Genomic DNA, 14,677 nt, shown 5'->3' with positions numbered 1-14,677 from the left:
GTAGCCCCAAAGTGTAATGCAAGGTATAATTTCCTCATTGTGCACAATAATATTTAGGATTCATGGATAGCTTAATAGCCATCGCGGCCGCCATACTTTATGTTTTGGCGATTGCGACCATCATACCCGGACTCTCACAGCAGTCAGGAATCAAAGCAAAAACAGTCTTTGCTAGTGCTGCCTGTGCGCTTGTTTTTCATGCGTGGATTTTGAGTGATCTGATTTTTGATGGTGCAGGTCAAAACCTTAGTATTCTCAACGTAGCCTCTTTGATCAGTTTTATTATTTCTCTGGTCATGAGCCTTGCTATGTTGAAAAATCGGTTGTGGTTTTTATTGCCTGTCGTTTATAGCTTTGCTGCCATCAATTTATCTGCTGCCACATTTTTGCCAAGCACGTTTATCAAGCACCTAGAGAATGACCCTAAGCTACTCATTCACATTTCTTTTGCGCTGTTCTCATACGCAACTTTAACTATCGGTGCACTCTACGCACTTCAGCTGGCTTGGTTGGATCACAAACTGAAAACAAAAAAATCTTTGGCGATTAACCCAAACCTGCCGCCTTTATTAATGGTAGAGCGTCAGCTATTCAAAATCATTTTGATCGGTAACTTATTGTTAACTGGTACTCTCATTACTGGCTTTGTCTTTGTGCAGGATATGTTTGCTCAAGGTAAAGCACATAAGGGCATTCTTTCTTTCATCGCTTGGATTGTGTACTCAATACTGCTTTGGGGTCATTATCAAAAAGGTTGGCGGGGTAGAAAAGTTACTTGGTTCGCTGTCGCAGGGGCAACGCTGTTAACTCTGGCGTATTTTGGCAGTCGCTTTGTGAAAGAAATCATCTTGAATTAAGGAGCTCTAGGGCTCCTATCCTTTATATTTTAGGCTAGATAAAATACAGTACGCCTTAACCCTTTGACTTAACGGACTTACTCAACCGTTATATAACCCAATACTTACAAGGAACAGCAACGTTTTGGACGACATCTCTACGGGTATCTTGTTTGCGCTACTCGCGTGTCTTATCGTCATATCAGGTTACTTTTCCGGCTCAGAAACAGGGATGATGTCTCTGAACCGTTATCGCTTAAAGCACTTAGCCAAAAATGGGCATAAAGGCGCTAAGCGAGTCGAAAAACTATTAGACCGCCCAGATCGTTTGATTGGTCTTATTCTTATCGGCAACAACCTCGTTAATATTCTCGCGTCCGCTATCGCGACCATTATTGGTATGCGTTTGTATGGTGATTTAGGTGTCGCCATCGCAACCGGTGCACTGACTATGGTTGTATTGGTTTTTGCTGAAGTTACCCCAAAAACAATTGCAGCGCTGTACCCTGAACGCGTGTCTTACGCGAGCAGTATACTACTGACCATATTGATGAAGTTACTATCGCCTTTGGTGATGCTCGTTAACTTTATTACGAATGGCTTTATTCGTTTACTTGGCGTAAAAGCCGATCACTCGGTAGAAGACCATCTTAGTTCCGATGAGCTACGTACCGTAGTAAACGAAGCTGGCGGCTTGATCCCTCGCCGACACCAAGACATGTTGGTGTCTATTTTGGATCTTGAACACGTCACTGTGAACGACATCATGGTGCCACGCAATGAGATTACCGGTATCGATATTAATGATGACTGGAAATCCATCGTTCGTCAGCTTACCCACTCACCACATGGACGCATTGTTTTTTATCGTGACCAAATTGATGAAGTGGTTGGCATGCTGCGCCTGCGTGAAGCTTACCGCCTGATGCTGGAAAAAAACGAGTTCAATAAAGAGACGCTATTACGTGCCGCGGATGAAGTCTATTACATCCCGGAAGGTACGCCACTGAACGTGCAAATGTTAAAGTTCCAACGCAACAAACAGCGTATTGGTCTGATTGTTGATGAGTATGGCGACATTATTGGCTTGGTGACATTGGAAGATATTCTGGAAGAGATCATTGGCGAATTCACGACCTCGATTTCTCCAAGCCTTTCTGATGAAATCAGTCCTCAAGGTGACGGAAGCTTCCTCATTGAAGGCAGCACCAATATCCGAGATATCAACAAAGGCCTGAAATGGGATTTACCAACGGATGGCCCAAGAACGTTAAACGGTCTTATTTTGGAGCACCTGGAAGATATTCCAGAGAGCCATTTAAGCGTGAGAGTGGCTGGTCATCCAATGGAGCTTGTTGAGATTGAAGAAAACCGCATCAAGCTCGTTCGTGTTTATCCTAAAAAGAAAAAATAGCCTCTATCTACAACTCACGATAAGAAATAAAAAGAAAAGAGCCTGATCATGTCAGGCTCTTTTTAGTTTTGGATAAATATGCTTCTTGATAAGTTTTTAGCAACTAGTCGATGCGCAACTCTTTTAACATCGACTCAGGCAAAGCAAGTTCATCATTTTTGTTCACCGAAACACCAGCATCCAAAATGCTCTTTGCGATCTGTTGCGCTTCTTCTAAAGAGTGCATCGCTGCCGTGCCACATTGGTATTCGTTGAGTTCAGGGATCTTGTTCTGGCTTTCTACCTTTAGTACGTCTTCCATGGCCGCAATCCAAGCATCCGCTACTTGCTGCTCTGATGGAGTGCCAATCAGACTCATGTAAAAGCCCGTGCGGCAACCCATAGGCGAAATATCGATGATCTCAACAGAATCGCTGTTAAGATGATTGCGCATAAAGCCTGCATAAAGGTGCTCTAGCGTATGAATACCTTTTTCAGAAAGGATGTCTTTGTTTGGCGCGGTAAAGCGTAAATCGAAGACAGTAATCGTGTCCCCTTTTGGGGTCTGCATGGTCTTCGCCACTCGCACTGCCGGTGCATTCATGCGAGTGTGGTCCACGGTAAAACTATCGAGTAAAGGCATTACATCTCTCCTGATTGTAACTCCAATACCTCTCGGTACTGGATAAATGTCATTCATCCCTACAGCACATAAACAGGCTGTAGGTTAAAAGAACCAGCTGCTGTTGTCTTCCAATTCCTGACGACATTGCTTCAGCTGCCAGCCATAAGTTTTTGCAGTTTGTTCAACACGTCGAGCGACTTTGAGCAAGCTGGGCTTTCGCTTATAAGTACCTCGCTTGTACCCACCTCGACCTTCATGATAAGCCAGATATTGACTGTATGGGTCCCATAACGAAATCCCTAGTTGGCGCCTCGTTTCGTGAGTATACCAACCGACAAACATCATTGAATCATCAAAGTTGGTACGAGAACCGCCCTGACCCGTCGCATCTTGGAAATCTTCCCAAGCAGGATCTTGAGCTTGAGCGTAACCATACGCACTGCTGACTCGTCCCCAAGGGATAAATCCCAATAAATAGTCTTTGGGTGGTTTCGCATCGTGCCGAAAGCTGCTTTCTTGTTTAATGATAGCCATAGCGACATGAATGGGGGTTCCCCACTTTTCTTCCATATCTTTGGCATCATCATACCAGCCGGATTTCTCTCGAAATATCTCACATAAATTATTCTGCTGCTTTGGCGGTGCCGTGGCACAACCTGCAAGTAACATGCTTCCGAGTACCGATACTACTAACGGTTTAATGTTCAATCCCACCCAACCTTTACCTATTCACTACTGCTTCAGATAAGCAAAGTAATCTTCCAAAAAATCATCAAAAGATAGCGTGTCACTTTGTTCCGCTTGCTTTTGCTTTTCTACTGACGACGCCACTTCCGTTTCCATCGTATCTTGCGAGTAGTACTGATAACCGTGAGCTAGATTTTCCTCGCGGTACTTCATGCCAAGCGCACAGCCGACTTTACCTAACCCACCAAGCTCTTTCGTCAGCTCTAATAGTTGACCTGAAATCGTTAGTTCTGGGTTATCAATCCATGTCTCGAGTTTATTACACACATCTTGGTATGCACTGCCACCAGCAGCCATATCCATTTGCTGTGCTATCTGACGCAGCTCGACAAACACTCGATGCGCCCAATCTTGCAGAGATAGACGTTCACCTTGGCAACCAATTTGAAGCATTAGCCCTTTTTCACGACCAGAAACAATGACTTTGTTCCAGTTGTCGCGCCAACACTCTAATTCACAGTTGTCCATTGGATCCGAGTCTGACAAGGCCGCCCAAGTCAGGAAGAGATCAAGGAATCGTACTTGCTCTTCAGCCAACCCCACTGCGCTGAATGGGTTAACGTCTAGAGAGCGAACTTCAATGTACTCAACCCCACCGCGTCGTAACGCATCTGAAGGCTTCTCACCACTTTTCGACACGCGTTTCGGGCGAATTGGAGCGTATAGCTCGTTCTCAATTTGTAAAATATTGGAATTAAGCTGGCGGTATTCACCGTCCACTTTGACGCCTATTTTCGCAAACTCTTCTGATGGGTGACGAATCGCATCGCTCAAACCATCCAGATACTGATCAATGCTGTTAAAGCCAATTTTCAGTACACTTTGCGCACTATTGGTGTAGCCCAGATCGCTCAAACGCAAAGACGTCGATTTCGGCAAATACAAAGTGCCGCCAATTTTTTCGAATGGCAGATCGGTTTCACGACCTTGAATAAAAGAGCCGCATAACGCTGGCGATGCGCCGAAGAAATACGGAATCATCCAACCAAAACGGTAATAGTTACGGATCAGCGCAAAGTAGGCATCAGACTTAGCATCTTGGCGGGCTTGTTCATCTTGCTCGCCGTAAAGCGCGTCCCAAAATGTCTCAGGGAACGAGAAGTTAAAATGCACACCTGAAATGATTTGCATCAGGCTGCCATAGCGGCGTTTTAGACCTTCTCGGTACAGGGTTTTCATTTTTGCTGCATTCGAAGAGCCGTACTGAGCAAGCTGAATATCCTCTTCCGAGCCAACATAACATGGCATAGAAAGAGGCCACATCTTTTCTTCACCCATTTTTGTCTGCGTGAAGTGATGGATATCTTTCAGTTGTGCCATCAGTTCTGGAATTTCATGTGACACAGGAGTAATGAACTCTAACAATGATTCAGAAAAATCAGTCGTGATCCATTGGTTTGTGAACGCTGAGCCTAACCCCTCTGGATGAGGTGTTGTTGCTAGATGTCCATCCTGACGATAGCGCAAAGTTTCTCGCTCAACACCGCGTCCAAACTGCTTAAATACTTCGGGGTTTGATGCAACTTTTTTTAGTCGCGCAGCAAAATCAGTCAAAATGAGGTTCGCTTATATTGGGAGCAGGACACTTGTCACAAAGGACAAGTGTAAGCTAAGTTATTGATATTTAATGCATCTAGATAAATAACCCACAAAAAGTCGCTTATCTAGATGAATAGCGGAGAAACGTTTCTCCGCTATTAAATGTGTACTCTATCGAATGATTTCAAGCTCTTCTACGTCTTTCCCCAACTTTTCTAATTGAGGACGCAGTGATTTAGCATCACCAACGACGATAATTTGATAGTCATTTGGATCAAACCACTTTTGAGCCAGTGCATTCAAAGTCTGCTTATCGACTTTTTCTACGATAGCGTTTCTTTGCTGCAAGTAATCTTGATCGAGGTTGTACTTAAGAATATCACTGATGAGTTCCGCTTTTTGTGTTGGCGTTTCATATTTCAGTGCATCTTTTTGACCGACCGCTTGACGCATAAATTTCATCTCTTCATCAGTAATTCCTGACTGCGAGTATTCATTTAGCTCATTTTCCATCTCAATGATCGAAGCAACCGTTGCATCCGCTCGTACTTGCGCGGTGAAAACAACCGAGCCAGTTTCTGGATTTCCAGAGAAGTAGCCGTAAGCGCCGTATGTGTAACCCTTGTCTTCACGTAGGTTTTGGTTAATGCGGCTATTGAAGTTTCCAGCTAAGTTGAAGTTTGCCAGTTGGCTTAGGTAAAAATCGCCCGTTGCATCGTAAGGCATACCTTGACGAACCATCATGACCACACTTTGTGGTGCACCTGGTTTATCAACAAGATGGATCTTTTGCTCACCTAATGCAGCGATGCTTTGCGGTGCATACAATGGCGCAGCTTCATCCTGCCAGTTTTTCCAGAACGTCAGTTGCTGTTCAATTTCCTGTTGATCAATGTCACCAACAACGACGATTTGCGCACTTTGTGGCGTGTAATGCTTCGAGTAGAATTCACGGACATCATCCAACGTTAGTGCACTGACACCTGCTTGCGTGCCGTCTTTTGGTCGAGCAAAGACAGAATCCCCATAGAGCACCTGGCGAGTCGCTTGTGATGCCATCCAACTTGGGTTTTGATGCTCATACACAAGACCTTCTAGCGCTTGCATCTTCACACGCTCGAAGTCTGCTTGCTTAAATGCAGGAGACAGCAACATCTCTTCGACAATTTTCAACGTCGGCTCTAAGTTCTTTTCTAAAGCAGAAACGCTGATGTTTGTTGTGTAGCCCGTTGCATTCACGGAGATGACACTACCTAGTTTATCGAGCTCAGCTTGAATCTCTTCGACACTACGTTTCGTTGTGCCTTCTTGCAACATCGCGGCGGTCAATTGGGCAAGACCTTCTTTGCCCTTTTCAACAAAACGTGTTCCCGCAGGTAAACTAAACTGCATCATGACCGTTGGTGTTTCATCGCCAACCGCGCCAAGCAACTCCGAGCCATTATTAAAATGAAGCTCGTACAACTCAGGCATCGTCGCTTTCACTGGCTCCCCTACAGGCGGTTGCACAGAACGATCGAAGTTATCGGTCGCACGACGATACGCCAATTGATCATCAGTGATCTTCTCGTATTCTGGTAGCGTGCGCTTTGGCGTCACAAAGGTCGCTGGTTTTACGACAAGGTCAGTTTTTCCTTTTGGTACCACGCTTAGGGTCACTTTGTTCTTACCTTGGATAAAATCCGTATACGCTTTTTCTACCGATGCAGGCGTCACTGCGCGGATCTGCTTAAGCTGCTGCTCAAGACGGTCTGGATCGCCGAAGAATGTCTCGTTGGATGCCAACTGCGTTACTTTGCCTTTAACGCTTTCTAATGCAAAGATAGCATCCGCTTCCGCCTTACCCTTCAATTGTTCAAGGCGATCTTCTGTCACGCCTTTTTCAGCAAACTGATTGAGTGACTGTAAAAGCTCGTCGTACAGTTTTGATAGGTCGCCTTTGTCCCCAGAGTCACCCATTGCATAAACGTAAAAGTTACACGCCAGTTCTGCACAGTCATGGAATGAGCCCGCATCGACGGCTTTTTGAGTCTTGACTAAGTCTTGGTAGAGCACGCTGTTTGTACCGCCACCTAGCACTTCAGATAGCGTATCGAGAGACGCTTGGCTTTCTTCGCCGTTGTAAGTTGTTGGCCACGCGATCATCACCATCGGTTGTTGAATCCGATCTTCTAGCGTGATGTATTTGTCTTCTTGCAGCTTTGCAGGTTGTTTCGGCGCATTTTCAACCTCTGGCCCACGAGGAATCGAACCGAAGTACTTATTTACCCACTCAAGAGTTTGTTCAACGTCTAAGTCACCACCGATCGTGATAGTCGCATTGTTTGGGCCATACCAACGCAAGAAAAACGCTTTGAGGTCGTTCACATCAACACGGTCAAGATCTTCAACATAACCAATGGTTTGCCACGAATACGGATGACCTTCAGGATATAGCGCTTCAGACATGCGCTCCCAAATTAAGCCATAAGGACGATTATCGTAACGCTGAGCTCGCTCATTTTTTACAGTAGAACGCTGAATTTCAAATTTGCGTTGAGAAACCGCATCCAGCAAAAAGCCCATACGGTCAGACTCTAACCACAGCATTTTCTCTAGCTGGTTAGCCGGGACAGTTTCAAAGTAGTTAGTACGATCACGGTTTGTCGTACCATTTAACGTACCGCCAGCCTCTGTAATGATTCTGAAGTGCTCTTGGTCACCAACGTTCTCTGAACCTTGGAACATCATGTGCTCAAAGAAATGCGCAAAACCAGACTTACCCACCTCTTCACGAGCCGAACCAACATGGTAAGTCACATCCACATGGACCAATGGGTCGGAATCTTCAGGAGCTAATATCACCGTTAAACCATTATCGAGTTTATACTTTTGGTATGGAATCTTAACTTTGCCTTCTTCCGCTTTCGATGACTCGACGAAAGTTACCCCTTTCGGCAGTGATGAAACTGGCGTATTTGATGCACAGCCCGTGATCACCAAAAGTGAACACGCGCCAACCCAAAACATCTTCATGTACTTTCCTTAAAATAATCCGAGATAGATGGCCGCAAGTAAGCTATACCTAGCAGCCTTTCCTAAAAATATTAAAATCACGCAAGGCAGAAACTTCATTCTCAGCCACCCTGCGGCTAAACACAGCGGGTCTCCAATCACAGGTAACCAGCTAAAAAACAATCCCCAATAGCCATACTTTGACAGCCACTTTAATGCGGTATGACCGTGCTTTTCTTCTTGCGCTTTGTTGGGAATCCACAAGCCAAGCCAATAATTTGTTAAGCCACCAAGCGTATTGCCGATAGTGGCGACCATAATAATTGACGAAACGGAATATTGATTTAATGAGAGAGTGGCAACTAAGCCCGCCTCAGAACCACCAGGTAACAAAGTGGCACTGAGAAAACCGGTCATGAAAAGCACCCATAATGCTGAATCTGAAAACCAAAGCGCTAAACTTTCAAAGCTCGTATTAAATGCTTCTAGCATGTCATATCAAGCAACACCTTGCCTCTGGTTCTTCCTGATTCTACTTGCTGGTGAGCAGCAATCACATCACTCATCGGATAAACCTGTTGAATTTCAGTCTTCAGTAAACCAACGCCAACCATGTACAACAAGGTATCTAATTGCGCTGGATCTGGCTCAACCAACATGCCGTTAGCCTCAAAGCCTAGGAGTTTGGCTTTTTCACAAATCAGCTCAGCCGTGATGGTTGGAACGGTTATGACTCTCGCACCGTCTTTCAGGCATTTAAGCGCATCTAACGCGGCATCTCCACCTACTAAATCAATCAAAACATCAACGTCTTCAACACGTTCTGACACTGGTGCAAATTGATAGTTCACTGCGTGAGCGCCAAGGGTAGCCAGGTAGTCTAAATTTCGTTCACTGCAGGTTGTAAAGACTTCTGCTTTAGTCGCGACCGCGATTTGTACCGCTAGGTGTCCAACGCCACCGGCTCCTGCGAGGATAAGTACGCGATCGTTTTCTGTCACATTGGCTTTGCTGAGTGCTTGTGCCGCAGTTTGGCCAGCCAACGGTAATGCTGCTGCAGCCTCTAAAGTAACTGAACTGGGAACATGACTTAACTCAGTTTCTGGAACACATACGTACTGACTGTACCCACCGCCTCGGACTGGGAAACCGATAAATCCAGCCACCTCATCACCATCATTAAAACGCGACGCCCCGTCTCCACAGGACACGACTTTTCCTGAGATGTCGTAACCTGGTACCCAAGGTAAATTATCCTTGTTCTGCGCAGCTGCCCAACCGAGTCCGGCTCGAGTTTTAACATCAATAGGATTTACGCCTGAAAAAGCGACTTTTACTAAGACTTCACCAGGCTGTGGTGATGGTGTAGAAGCATGTTGAATCGCGAGTACGTTGGCATCACCAAATTCAGTGATAACGATCTGTTTGTGTTCCATAAACCATTCCCTGCAAGAAAACAAAAAGGGATGCGAAAGCATCCCTTTGACTATAAACCATTTTGTTCACCGAAGTTAATCGTGATTTTGTAAATTGGTTGATCATTCCATTTTCGGTAATGACTAGCCGACAAGTGCTAGCAAGATACCAGCGGCAACCGCTGAGCCCAATACACCAGCTACGTTTGGTCCCATCGCATGCATCAACAAGAAGTTTTGCGGGTTAGCTTGTAAGCCGACCTTGTTCACCACACGCGCGGCCATTGGTACCGCAGAAACGCCAGCCGCACCGATAAGTGGGTTGATGTCTTCTTTTGAGAACTTGTTCAGCAACTTAGCCATTAGCACACCAGCACCCGTGCCAATACTAAACGCAACCGCACCAAGCCCTAGAATGCCTAATGTTTCTAAGTTCAGGAATTGATCCGCTTGCAGCTTCGAGCCAACCCCTAAGCCCAAGAAGATCGTCACGATGTTGATCAGCTCATTTTGTGCGGTTTTCGATAGACGATCGACCACACCCGCTTCACGCATTAAGTTACCAAGACAGAACATACCGACAAGAGGCGTTGCTGAAGGTAGGAAAAGAATCGTCATGAGTAATACTGCCATCGGGAACAATACCTTTTCCCATTTACCCACGTGACGCAGTTGCGCCATTTGAATCTCACGTTCTTCCTTAGTGGTTAGCGCCTTCATGATTGGCGGCTGAATGATTGGCACTAAAGCCATGTAGCTGTACGCGGCTACAGCAATCGCACCAAGCAGGTCTGGTGATAACTTACTTGCTAAGAAAATCGCCGTTGGGCCATCCGCACCACCGATGATGGCGATAGACGATGCATCCGCCATGGAGAACTCCATACCAGGTACATAGTTGAGCAAAATAGCGCCAAACAGTGTCGCAAAAATACCAAACTGAGCTGCCGCACCTAGCCACAACGTTTTTGGGTTTGCGATCAAAGCACCAAAGTCGGTCATCGCCCCCACACCCATGAAGATCAACAACGGGAACACACCCGATTCAATCCCAATGTAGTAAACGTAGTAGAGCAAGCCGCCAGGCTCAGTAAAGCCAGCATTTGGAATATTCGCCAAGATAGCACCAAAACCAATCGGCAATAACAGTAAAGGCTCAAAGCCTTTTTTGATTGCCAAAAACAGCAAGGTACAACCAACCAGCATCATACAGATTTGGCCGAACTCGAAGTTAGCGATCCCTGTTTCTGCCCAAAGGGTTAACAATCCGTCCATGATACTCCCTTACGCCAGGCTCAACAGAGGCGCACCTACTGTGACAGCATCGCCTTCTTTAACGTTCAACTCTTGGACAACACCACCACGCGCCGCACGCACTTCTGTTTCCATCTTCATAGCTTCAAGGATGAGTAGTACATCGCCTTCAGCCACTTCAGCGCCAGGCTGAACATTCACTTTAAAGATGTTACCGGCAAGAGGAGCAGGCACCGCTTCAGCAGATGCGCTAGAAGGAGCGCTAGGTGCCGTCGATTTTGCAGGCGCCGCAGAAGGAGCGACAGAGGTTAGCTCGCCTTGAGGACCAACTTCCACCTCATACACCTGTCCGTCAACACGTACGCTATAAGTTTCTACGCCGCCAGTTGCTGGTTGCGCCGCAGGTACGGCAGGCTTCGCGGCTTCTAGCGTTGGTGCAGGTTCAAATGCTTCTGGGTTGTCACGATTCTTAAGGAACTTGAGACCAACTTGAGGGAAAAGCGCATAAGTAAGTACATCATCAACACGCTCACTTGCTAGCTTAATACCTTCTGATTTCGCTTTCTCCATCAGATCAACAGTAAGCGTCTCCATTTCAGGCTCAAGCAAATCGGCAGGACGACAAGTAATAGGCTCTTTGCCATCAAGTACTTTAGCTTGCAGCTCTGCATTTAACTCGGCTGGCGCTTGACCGTATTCGCCTTTCAATAGACCAGCGGTTTCCTTAGTTATGCTCTTATAGCGCTCGCCAGTAAGCACGTTAATCACGGCTTGCGTCCCGACGATCTGCGAAGTTGGAGTCACCAATGGAATGAAACCAAGATCTTCGCGTACACGAGGGATCTCTTCTAAGACTTCATCAATGCGATCCGCAGCGCCCTGTTCTTTCAACTGGCCTTCCATGTTGGTCAGCATACCGCCAGGCACTTGAGCAATCAGGATGCGAGAGTCTACACCTTTCAACTGACCTTCCCACTTCGCGTACTTCTTACGTACTTCACGGAAATACGCGGCGATAGGTTCTAGTTGCTCGAGCTTCAAATTCGTATCTCGCTCGGTTCCTTCTAGCATCGCGACTACCGTTTCCGTCGGCGTGTGGCCATAGGTACAACTCATTGAAGAAATCGCTGTATCGAGAATATCAATACCAGCTTCAACTGCTTTTACCGCTGTCGCAGTAGACAAGCCTGTCGTCGCGTGACAATGAAGTGCTAATGGCACATCACAAGACGCTTTGATACGCGTGATAAGCTCTTCCGCTTCATAAGGCTTGAGTAAGCCAGACATATCTTTAATACACAGTGAATGACAACCTAAATCCTCTAGGCGTTTTGCCAAGTCAACCCAAGTGTCTGCGTTATGCACAGGGCTTGTTGTGTAAGACAGCGTACCTTGAGCATGTGCGCCAACATCGACCGTTGCTTTAACAGCCTTCTGGAAGTTTCGCACGTCATTCATTGCATCAAAGATACGGAATACGTCCATACCGTTAGCATGTGCGCGTTCAACGAACTTCTCTACTACGTCGTCGGCATAATGGCGGTATCCTAAAAGGTTTTGACCACGCAGTAGCATTTGCATTGGCGTATTAGGCATCGCTTTTTTCAGCTCACGTAAACGCTCCCAAGGGTCTTCCCCTAAGAATCGAATACAAGAATCAAACGTTGCGCCACCCCAAGTCTCTAGAGACCAGTAACCAACCTTATCCAACTCAGCTGCGATAGGCAGCATATCCTCAATACGCATACGCGTGGCAAATAGTGATTGATGGGCATCACGAAGGACCACATCTGTAATAGCTAGTGGTTTAGACATGCTCTTAAACTCCTTTTTAATCCTGGTTCGGCTACTTCGCGAATGAGGCGCGATGTTTATGAATCGCAGCCGAGATCGCCGCCACTACTTGTGGACTAACAGCTGAAGAGGTTGATTGAATATTAGTATTTGTTTTTGGTGCTGCGATCGGCTCTGGTACTTCTTCTGGTACCAATTTCGACATTAGCCAAACGAGATAAACAAGAATAGTGAGGAAAATAAATACGACCGCCATCCCCGTTAGCATCAGGGTGGCCGCATCTACTAGCAGGCTTCCTATATTAGTCATGTTGCTTCCTTTCTTTGTCATCCTGACAACGTGCAGGACTTTAATAGCGTCAAATCCCGACCAATGGATTATCTCGATTGGTTAAATTTTGTCAATTTTGTTTAAGGAAGGTTTGTAATAATCCTGATAAATGATTATTTATTCACTACCCAGATCACAGTTCATGACAAAATAATTACTGCGAATCTGCTATCTCCTTACGAACAGAGTAAAGGAGGACATAAATAAAAACTGCGATTTGGATTTCAAAACCAAATCGAGATTTACACATAAAAACTAATAAAAACAAAAGGATGCCATTTTATAACAATTAATAAACAAATAAAAAACAAAGAAGTTACATACAAACAATTGAAGTGAAAGAAACGGAAATTAATATACAGGAGAGATAGTAAGGATGGATTCACAAACTACAGCAGAAACTTTATTCCAAATTGCTTAGATAAGCACATATTCGCTTTTGGAAAAGAAGGGCCTCGCCTCTAACAACTCTAGGCTATAGTTCCTGATGTCCAGATACAAAAAAAGCCTCGCAATTGCGAGGCTTTTTTTGTAAGTGGCGCGTCCTGGAGGATTCGAACCTCCGACCGCCTGGTTCGTAGCCAGGTACTCTATCCAGCTGAGCTAAGGACGCGCAGTTTTCGATATCGACTTTCGTCAACATCAGGGCAATACCCTTTAATAAGTGGCGCGTCCTGGAGGATTCGAACCTCCGACCGCCTGGTTCGTAGCCAGGTACTCTATCCAGCTGAGCTAAGGACGCGCAGTTTTCGATATCGACTTTCGTCAACATCAGGGCAATACCCTTTAATAAGTGGCGCGTCCTGGAGGATTCGAACCTCCGACCGCCTGGTTCGTAGCCAGGTACTCTATCCAGCTGAGCTAAGGACGCGCAGTTTTCGATATCAACTTTCGTCAATATCAGGGCAATACCCTTTAATAAGTGGCGCGTCCTGGAGGATTCGAACCTCCGACCGCCTGGTTCGTAGCCAGGTACTCTATCCAGCTGAGCTAAGGACGCGCAATAATCTTATTTTACTTTGTATAACCCGTTTATCAAACGAATTATTAAATAGTGGCGCGTCCTGGAGGATTCGAACCTCCGACCGCCTGGTTCGTAGCCAGGTACTCTATCCAGCTGAGCTAAGGACGCGCAGATCTTCTTGCTAGGAAGTTGTGAAGCAAATCACATTCATTTCTTACGAAACAAAAAAAAGGCCATCGGGCCAGTCAATGAATGGCGGTGAAGGAGGGATTCGAACCCTCGATACGGGATAAACCGTATACTCCCTTAGCAGGGGAGCGCCTTCAGCCTCTCGGCCACCTCACCGTTTTCATTGTTATATCTCAGAAGAGATATGGCGCGTCCTGGAGGATTCGAACCTCCGACCGCCTGGTTCGTAGCCAGGTACTCTATCCAGCTGAGCTAAGGACGCGCAATAATCTTATTTTACTTTGTATAACCCGTTTATCAAACGAATTATTAAATAGTGGCGCGTCCTGGAGGATTCGAACCTCCGACCGCCTGGTTCGTAGCCAGGTACTCTATCCAGCTGAGCTAAGGACGCGCAGATCTTCTTGCTAGGAAGTTGTGAAGCAAATCACATTCATTTCTTACGAAACAAAAAAAAGGCCATCGGGCCAGTCAATGAATGGCGGTGAAGGAGGGATTCGAACCCTCGATACGGGATAAACCGTATACTCCCTTAGCAGGGGAGCGCCTTCAGCCTCTCGGCCACCTCACCGTTTTCATTGTTATATCTCAGAAGA

11 protein-coding genes and 9 tRNA genes are annotated in these 14,677 nt (G+C 46.0%); 2 read left to right on the top strand and 18 right to left on the bottom strand.

The window, feature by feature from the left end:
* The first annotated feature begins 62 nt into the window (after positions 1-62).
* Both D8S93_RS00690 and D8S93_RS00685 read left to right on the top strand, forming a co-directional pair.
* Positions 63-857: an inner membrane protein YpjD gene (locus D8S93_RS00690; RefSeq protein WP_047008980.1), complete on the top strand. Its 795-nt coding sequence runs from the start codon at positions 63-65 to the stop codon at positions 855-857.
* Positions 858-981: 124 nt separating this feature from the next.
* A complete protein-coding gene (locus D8S93_RS00685) occupies positions 982-2,250 on the top strand; it encodes an HlyC/CorC family transporter (protein WP_047008981.1) in 1,269 nt (422 codons plus the stop codon).
* 103 nt (positions 2,251-2,353) lie between these two features.
* Here D8S93_RS00685 and luxS read toward each other — a convergent pair whose 3' ends face one another.
* The 18 genes from luxS to D8S93_RS00595 form a co-directional block, all read right to left on the bottom strand.
* Positions 2,354-2,872: an S-ribosylhomocysteine lyase gene (gene luxS, locus D8S93_RS00680; protein WP_005396698.1), complete on the bottom strand. Its 519-nt coding sequence runs from the start codon at positions 2,870-2,872 to the stop codon at positions 2,354-2,356.
* 84 nt (positions 2,873-2,956) lie between these two features.
* Positions 2,957-3,562, bottom strand: coding sequence for a hypothetical protein (locus D8S93_RS00675; RefSeq protein ID WP_170891673.1), 606 nt, complete (start codon positions 3,560-3,562; stop codon positions 2,957-2,959).
* 24 nt (positions 3,563-3,586) lie between these two features.
* Positions 3,587-5,155 (bottom strand): glutamate--cysteine ligase, encoded by a 1,569-nt coding sequence (gshA, locus tag D8S93_RS00670; protein WP_152811601.1) that lies wholly within the window; start codon positions 5,153-5,155, stop codon positions 3,587-3,589.
* 156 nt (positions 5,156-5,311) lie between these two features.
* Complete coding sequence (locus D8S93_RS00665) at positions 5,312-8,155, bottom strand: M16 family metallopeptidase (protein ID WP_152811599.1); 2,844 nt, start codon at positions 8,153-8,155, stop codon at positions 5,312-5,314.
* Positions 8,156-8,164: 9 nt separating this feature from the next.
* The gene (locus D8S93_RS00660; RefSeq protein ID WP_005396704.1) at positions 8,165-8,626 is read right to left on the bottom strand and encodes a YqaA family protein; all 462 of its coding nucleotides are present in this window, start codon (positions 8,624-8,626) and stop codon (positions 8,165-8,167) included.
* The gene (locus D8S93_RS00655; protein WP_152811597.1) at positions 8,620-9,570 is read right to left on the bottom strand and encodes an NADP-dependent oxidoreductase; all 951 of its coding nucleotides are present in this window, start codon (positions 9,568-9,570) and stop codon (positions 8,620-8,622) included. The genes D8S93_RS00660 and D8S93_RS00655 overlap by 7 nt, the downstream gene beginning before the upstream one ends.
* 123 nt (positions 9,571-9,693) lie before the next feature.
* The gene (locus D8S93_RS00650) at positions 9,694-10,824 is read right to left on the bottom strand and encodes a sodium ion-translocating decarboxylase subunit beta (protein ID WP_005396706.1); all 1,131 of its coding nucleotides are present in this window, start codon (positions 10,822-10,824) and stop codon (positions 9,694-9,696) included.
* A gap of 9 nt (positions 10,825-10,833) precedes the next feature.
* Positions 10,834-12,618, bottom strand: coding sequence for a sodium-extruding oxaloacetate decarboxylase subunit alpha (gene oadA, locus D8S93_RS00645; protein WP_109169452.1), 1,785 nt, complete (start codon positions 12,616-12,618; stop codon positions 10,834-10,836).
* 31 nt (positions 12,619-12,649) lie between these two features.
* On the bottom strand, positions 12,650-12,907 hold the full coding sequence (locus D8S93_RS00640; RefSeq protein ID WP_152811595.1) for an oxaloacetate decarboxylase subunit gamma: 258 nt from the start codon (positions 12,905-12,907) through the stop codon (positions 12,650-12,652).
* 557 nt (positions 12,908-13,464) lie between these two features.
* Positions 13,465-13,541 (bottom strand) — tRNA-Arg (locus tag D8S93_RS00635).
* A 52-nt stretch (positions 13,542-13,593) separates the two neighbouring features.
* Positions 13,594-13,670, bottom strand: a tRNA-Arg gene (locus D8S93_RS00630).
* Between the two features lie 52 nt (positions 13,671-13,722).
* A tRNA-Arg gene (locus tag D8S93_RS00625) sits at positions 13,723-13,799 on the bottom strand.
* 52 nt (positions 13,800-13,851) lie between these two features.
* Positions 13,852-13,928 (bottom strand) — tRNA-Arg (locus tag D8S93_RS00620).
* A gap of 55 nt (positions 13,929-13,983) precedes the next feature.
* Positions 13,984-14,060 (bottom strand) — tRNA-Arg (locus D8S93_RS00615).
* A gap of 85 nt (positions 14,061-14,145) precedes the next feature.
* Positions 14,146-14,237: transfer RNA gene (locus D8S93_RS00610), tRNA-Ser, on the bottom strand.
* Positions 14,238-14,266: 29 nt separating this feature from the next.
* Positions 14,267-14,343: transfer RNA gene (locus tag D8S93_RS00605), tRNA-Arg, on the bottom strand.
* Between the two features lie 55 nt (positions 14,344-14,398).
* A tRNA-Arg gene (locus D8S93_RS00600) sits at positions 14,399-14,475 on the bottom strand.
* A gap of 85 nt (positions 14,476-14,560) precedes the next feature.
* Positions 14,561-14,652: transfer RNA gene (locus tag D8S93_RS00595), tRNA-Ser, on the bottom strand.
* Positions 14,653-14,677 lie beyond the last annotated feature (25 nt).

Origin of the sequence: Vibrio sp. VGrn 2 (genome assembly GCF_009361695.1) — a bacterium.
Classification (GTDB): Bacteria; Pseudomonadota; Gammaproteobacteria; order Enterobacterales; family Vibrionaceae; genus Vibrio; species Vibrio diabolicus.
The sequence above is the reverse complement of the archived record's forward strand: the minus strand, read 5'-3'. Positions and strand labels throughout refer to the sequence as shown.

What these genes read in the sequence shown, in the direction of transcription:
- oadA (WP_109169452.1), bottom strand. Translation starts at nt 12,618, where the DNA reads ATGTCTAAACCACTAGCTATTACAGATGTGGTCCTTCGTGATGCCCAT.
- luxS (WP_005396698.1), bottom strand. Translation starts at nt 2,872, where the DNA reads ATGCCTTTACTCGATAGTTTTACCGTGGACCACACTCGCATGAATGCA.
- D8S93_RS00655 (WP_152811597.1), bottom strand. Translation starts at nt 9,570, where the DNA reads ATGGAACACAAACAGATCGTTATCACTGAATTTGGTGATGCCAACGTA.
- D8S93_RS00660 (WP_005396704.1), bottom strand. Translation starts at nt 8,626, where the DNA reads ATGCTAGAAGCATTTAATACGAGCTTTGAAAGTTTAGCGCTTTGGTTT.
- D8S93_RS00640 (WP_152811595.1), bottom strand. Translation starts at nt 12,907, where the DNA reads ATGACTAATATAGGAAGCCTGCTAGTAGATGCGGCCACCCTGATGCTA.
- D8S93_RS00665 (WP_152811599.1), bottom strand. Translation starts at nt 8,155, where the DNA reads ATGAAGATGTTTTGGGTTGGCGCGTGTTCACTTTTGGTGATCACGGGC.
- D8S93_RS00690 (WP_047008980.1), top strand. Translation starts at nt 63, where the DNA reads ATGGATAGCTTAATAGCCATCGCGGCCGCCATACTTTATGTTTTGGCG.
- D8S93_RS00650 (WP_005396706.1), bottom strand. Translation starts at nt 10,824, where the DNA reads ATGGACGGATTGTTAACCCTTTGGGCAGAAACAGGGATCGCTAACTTC.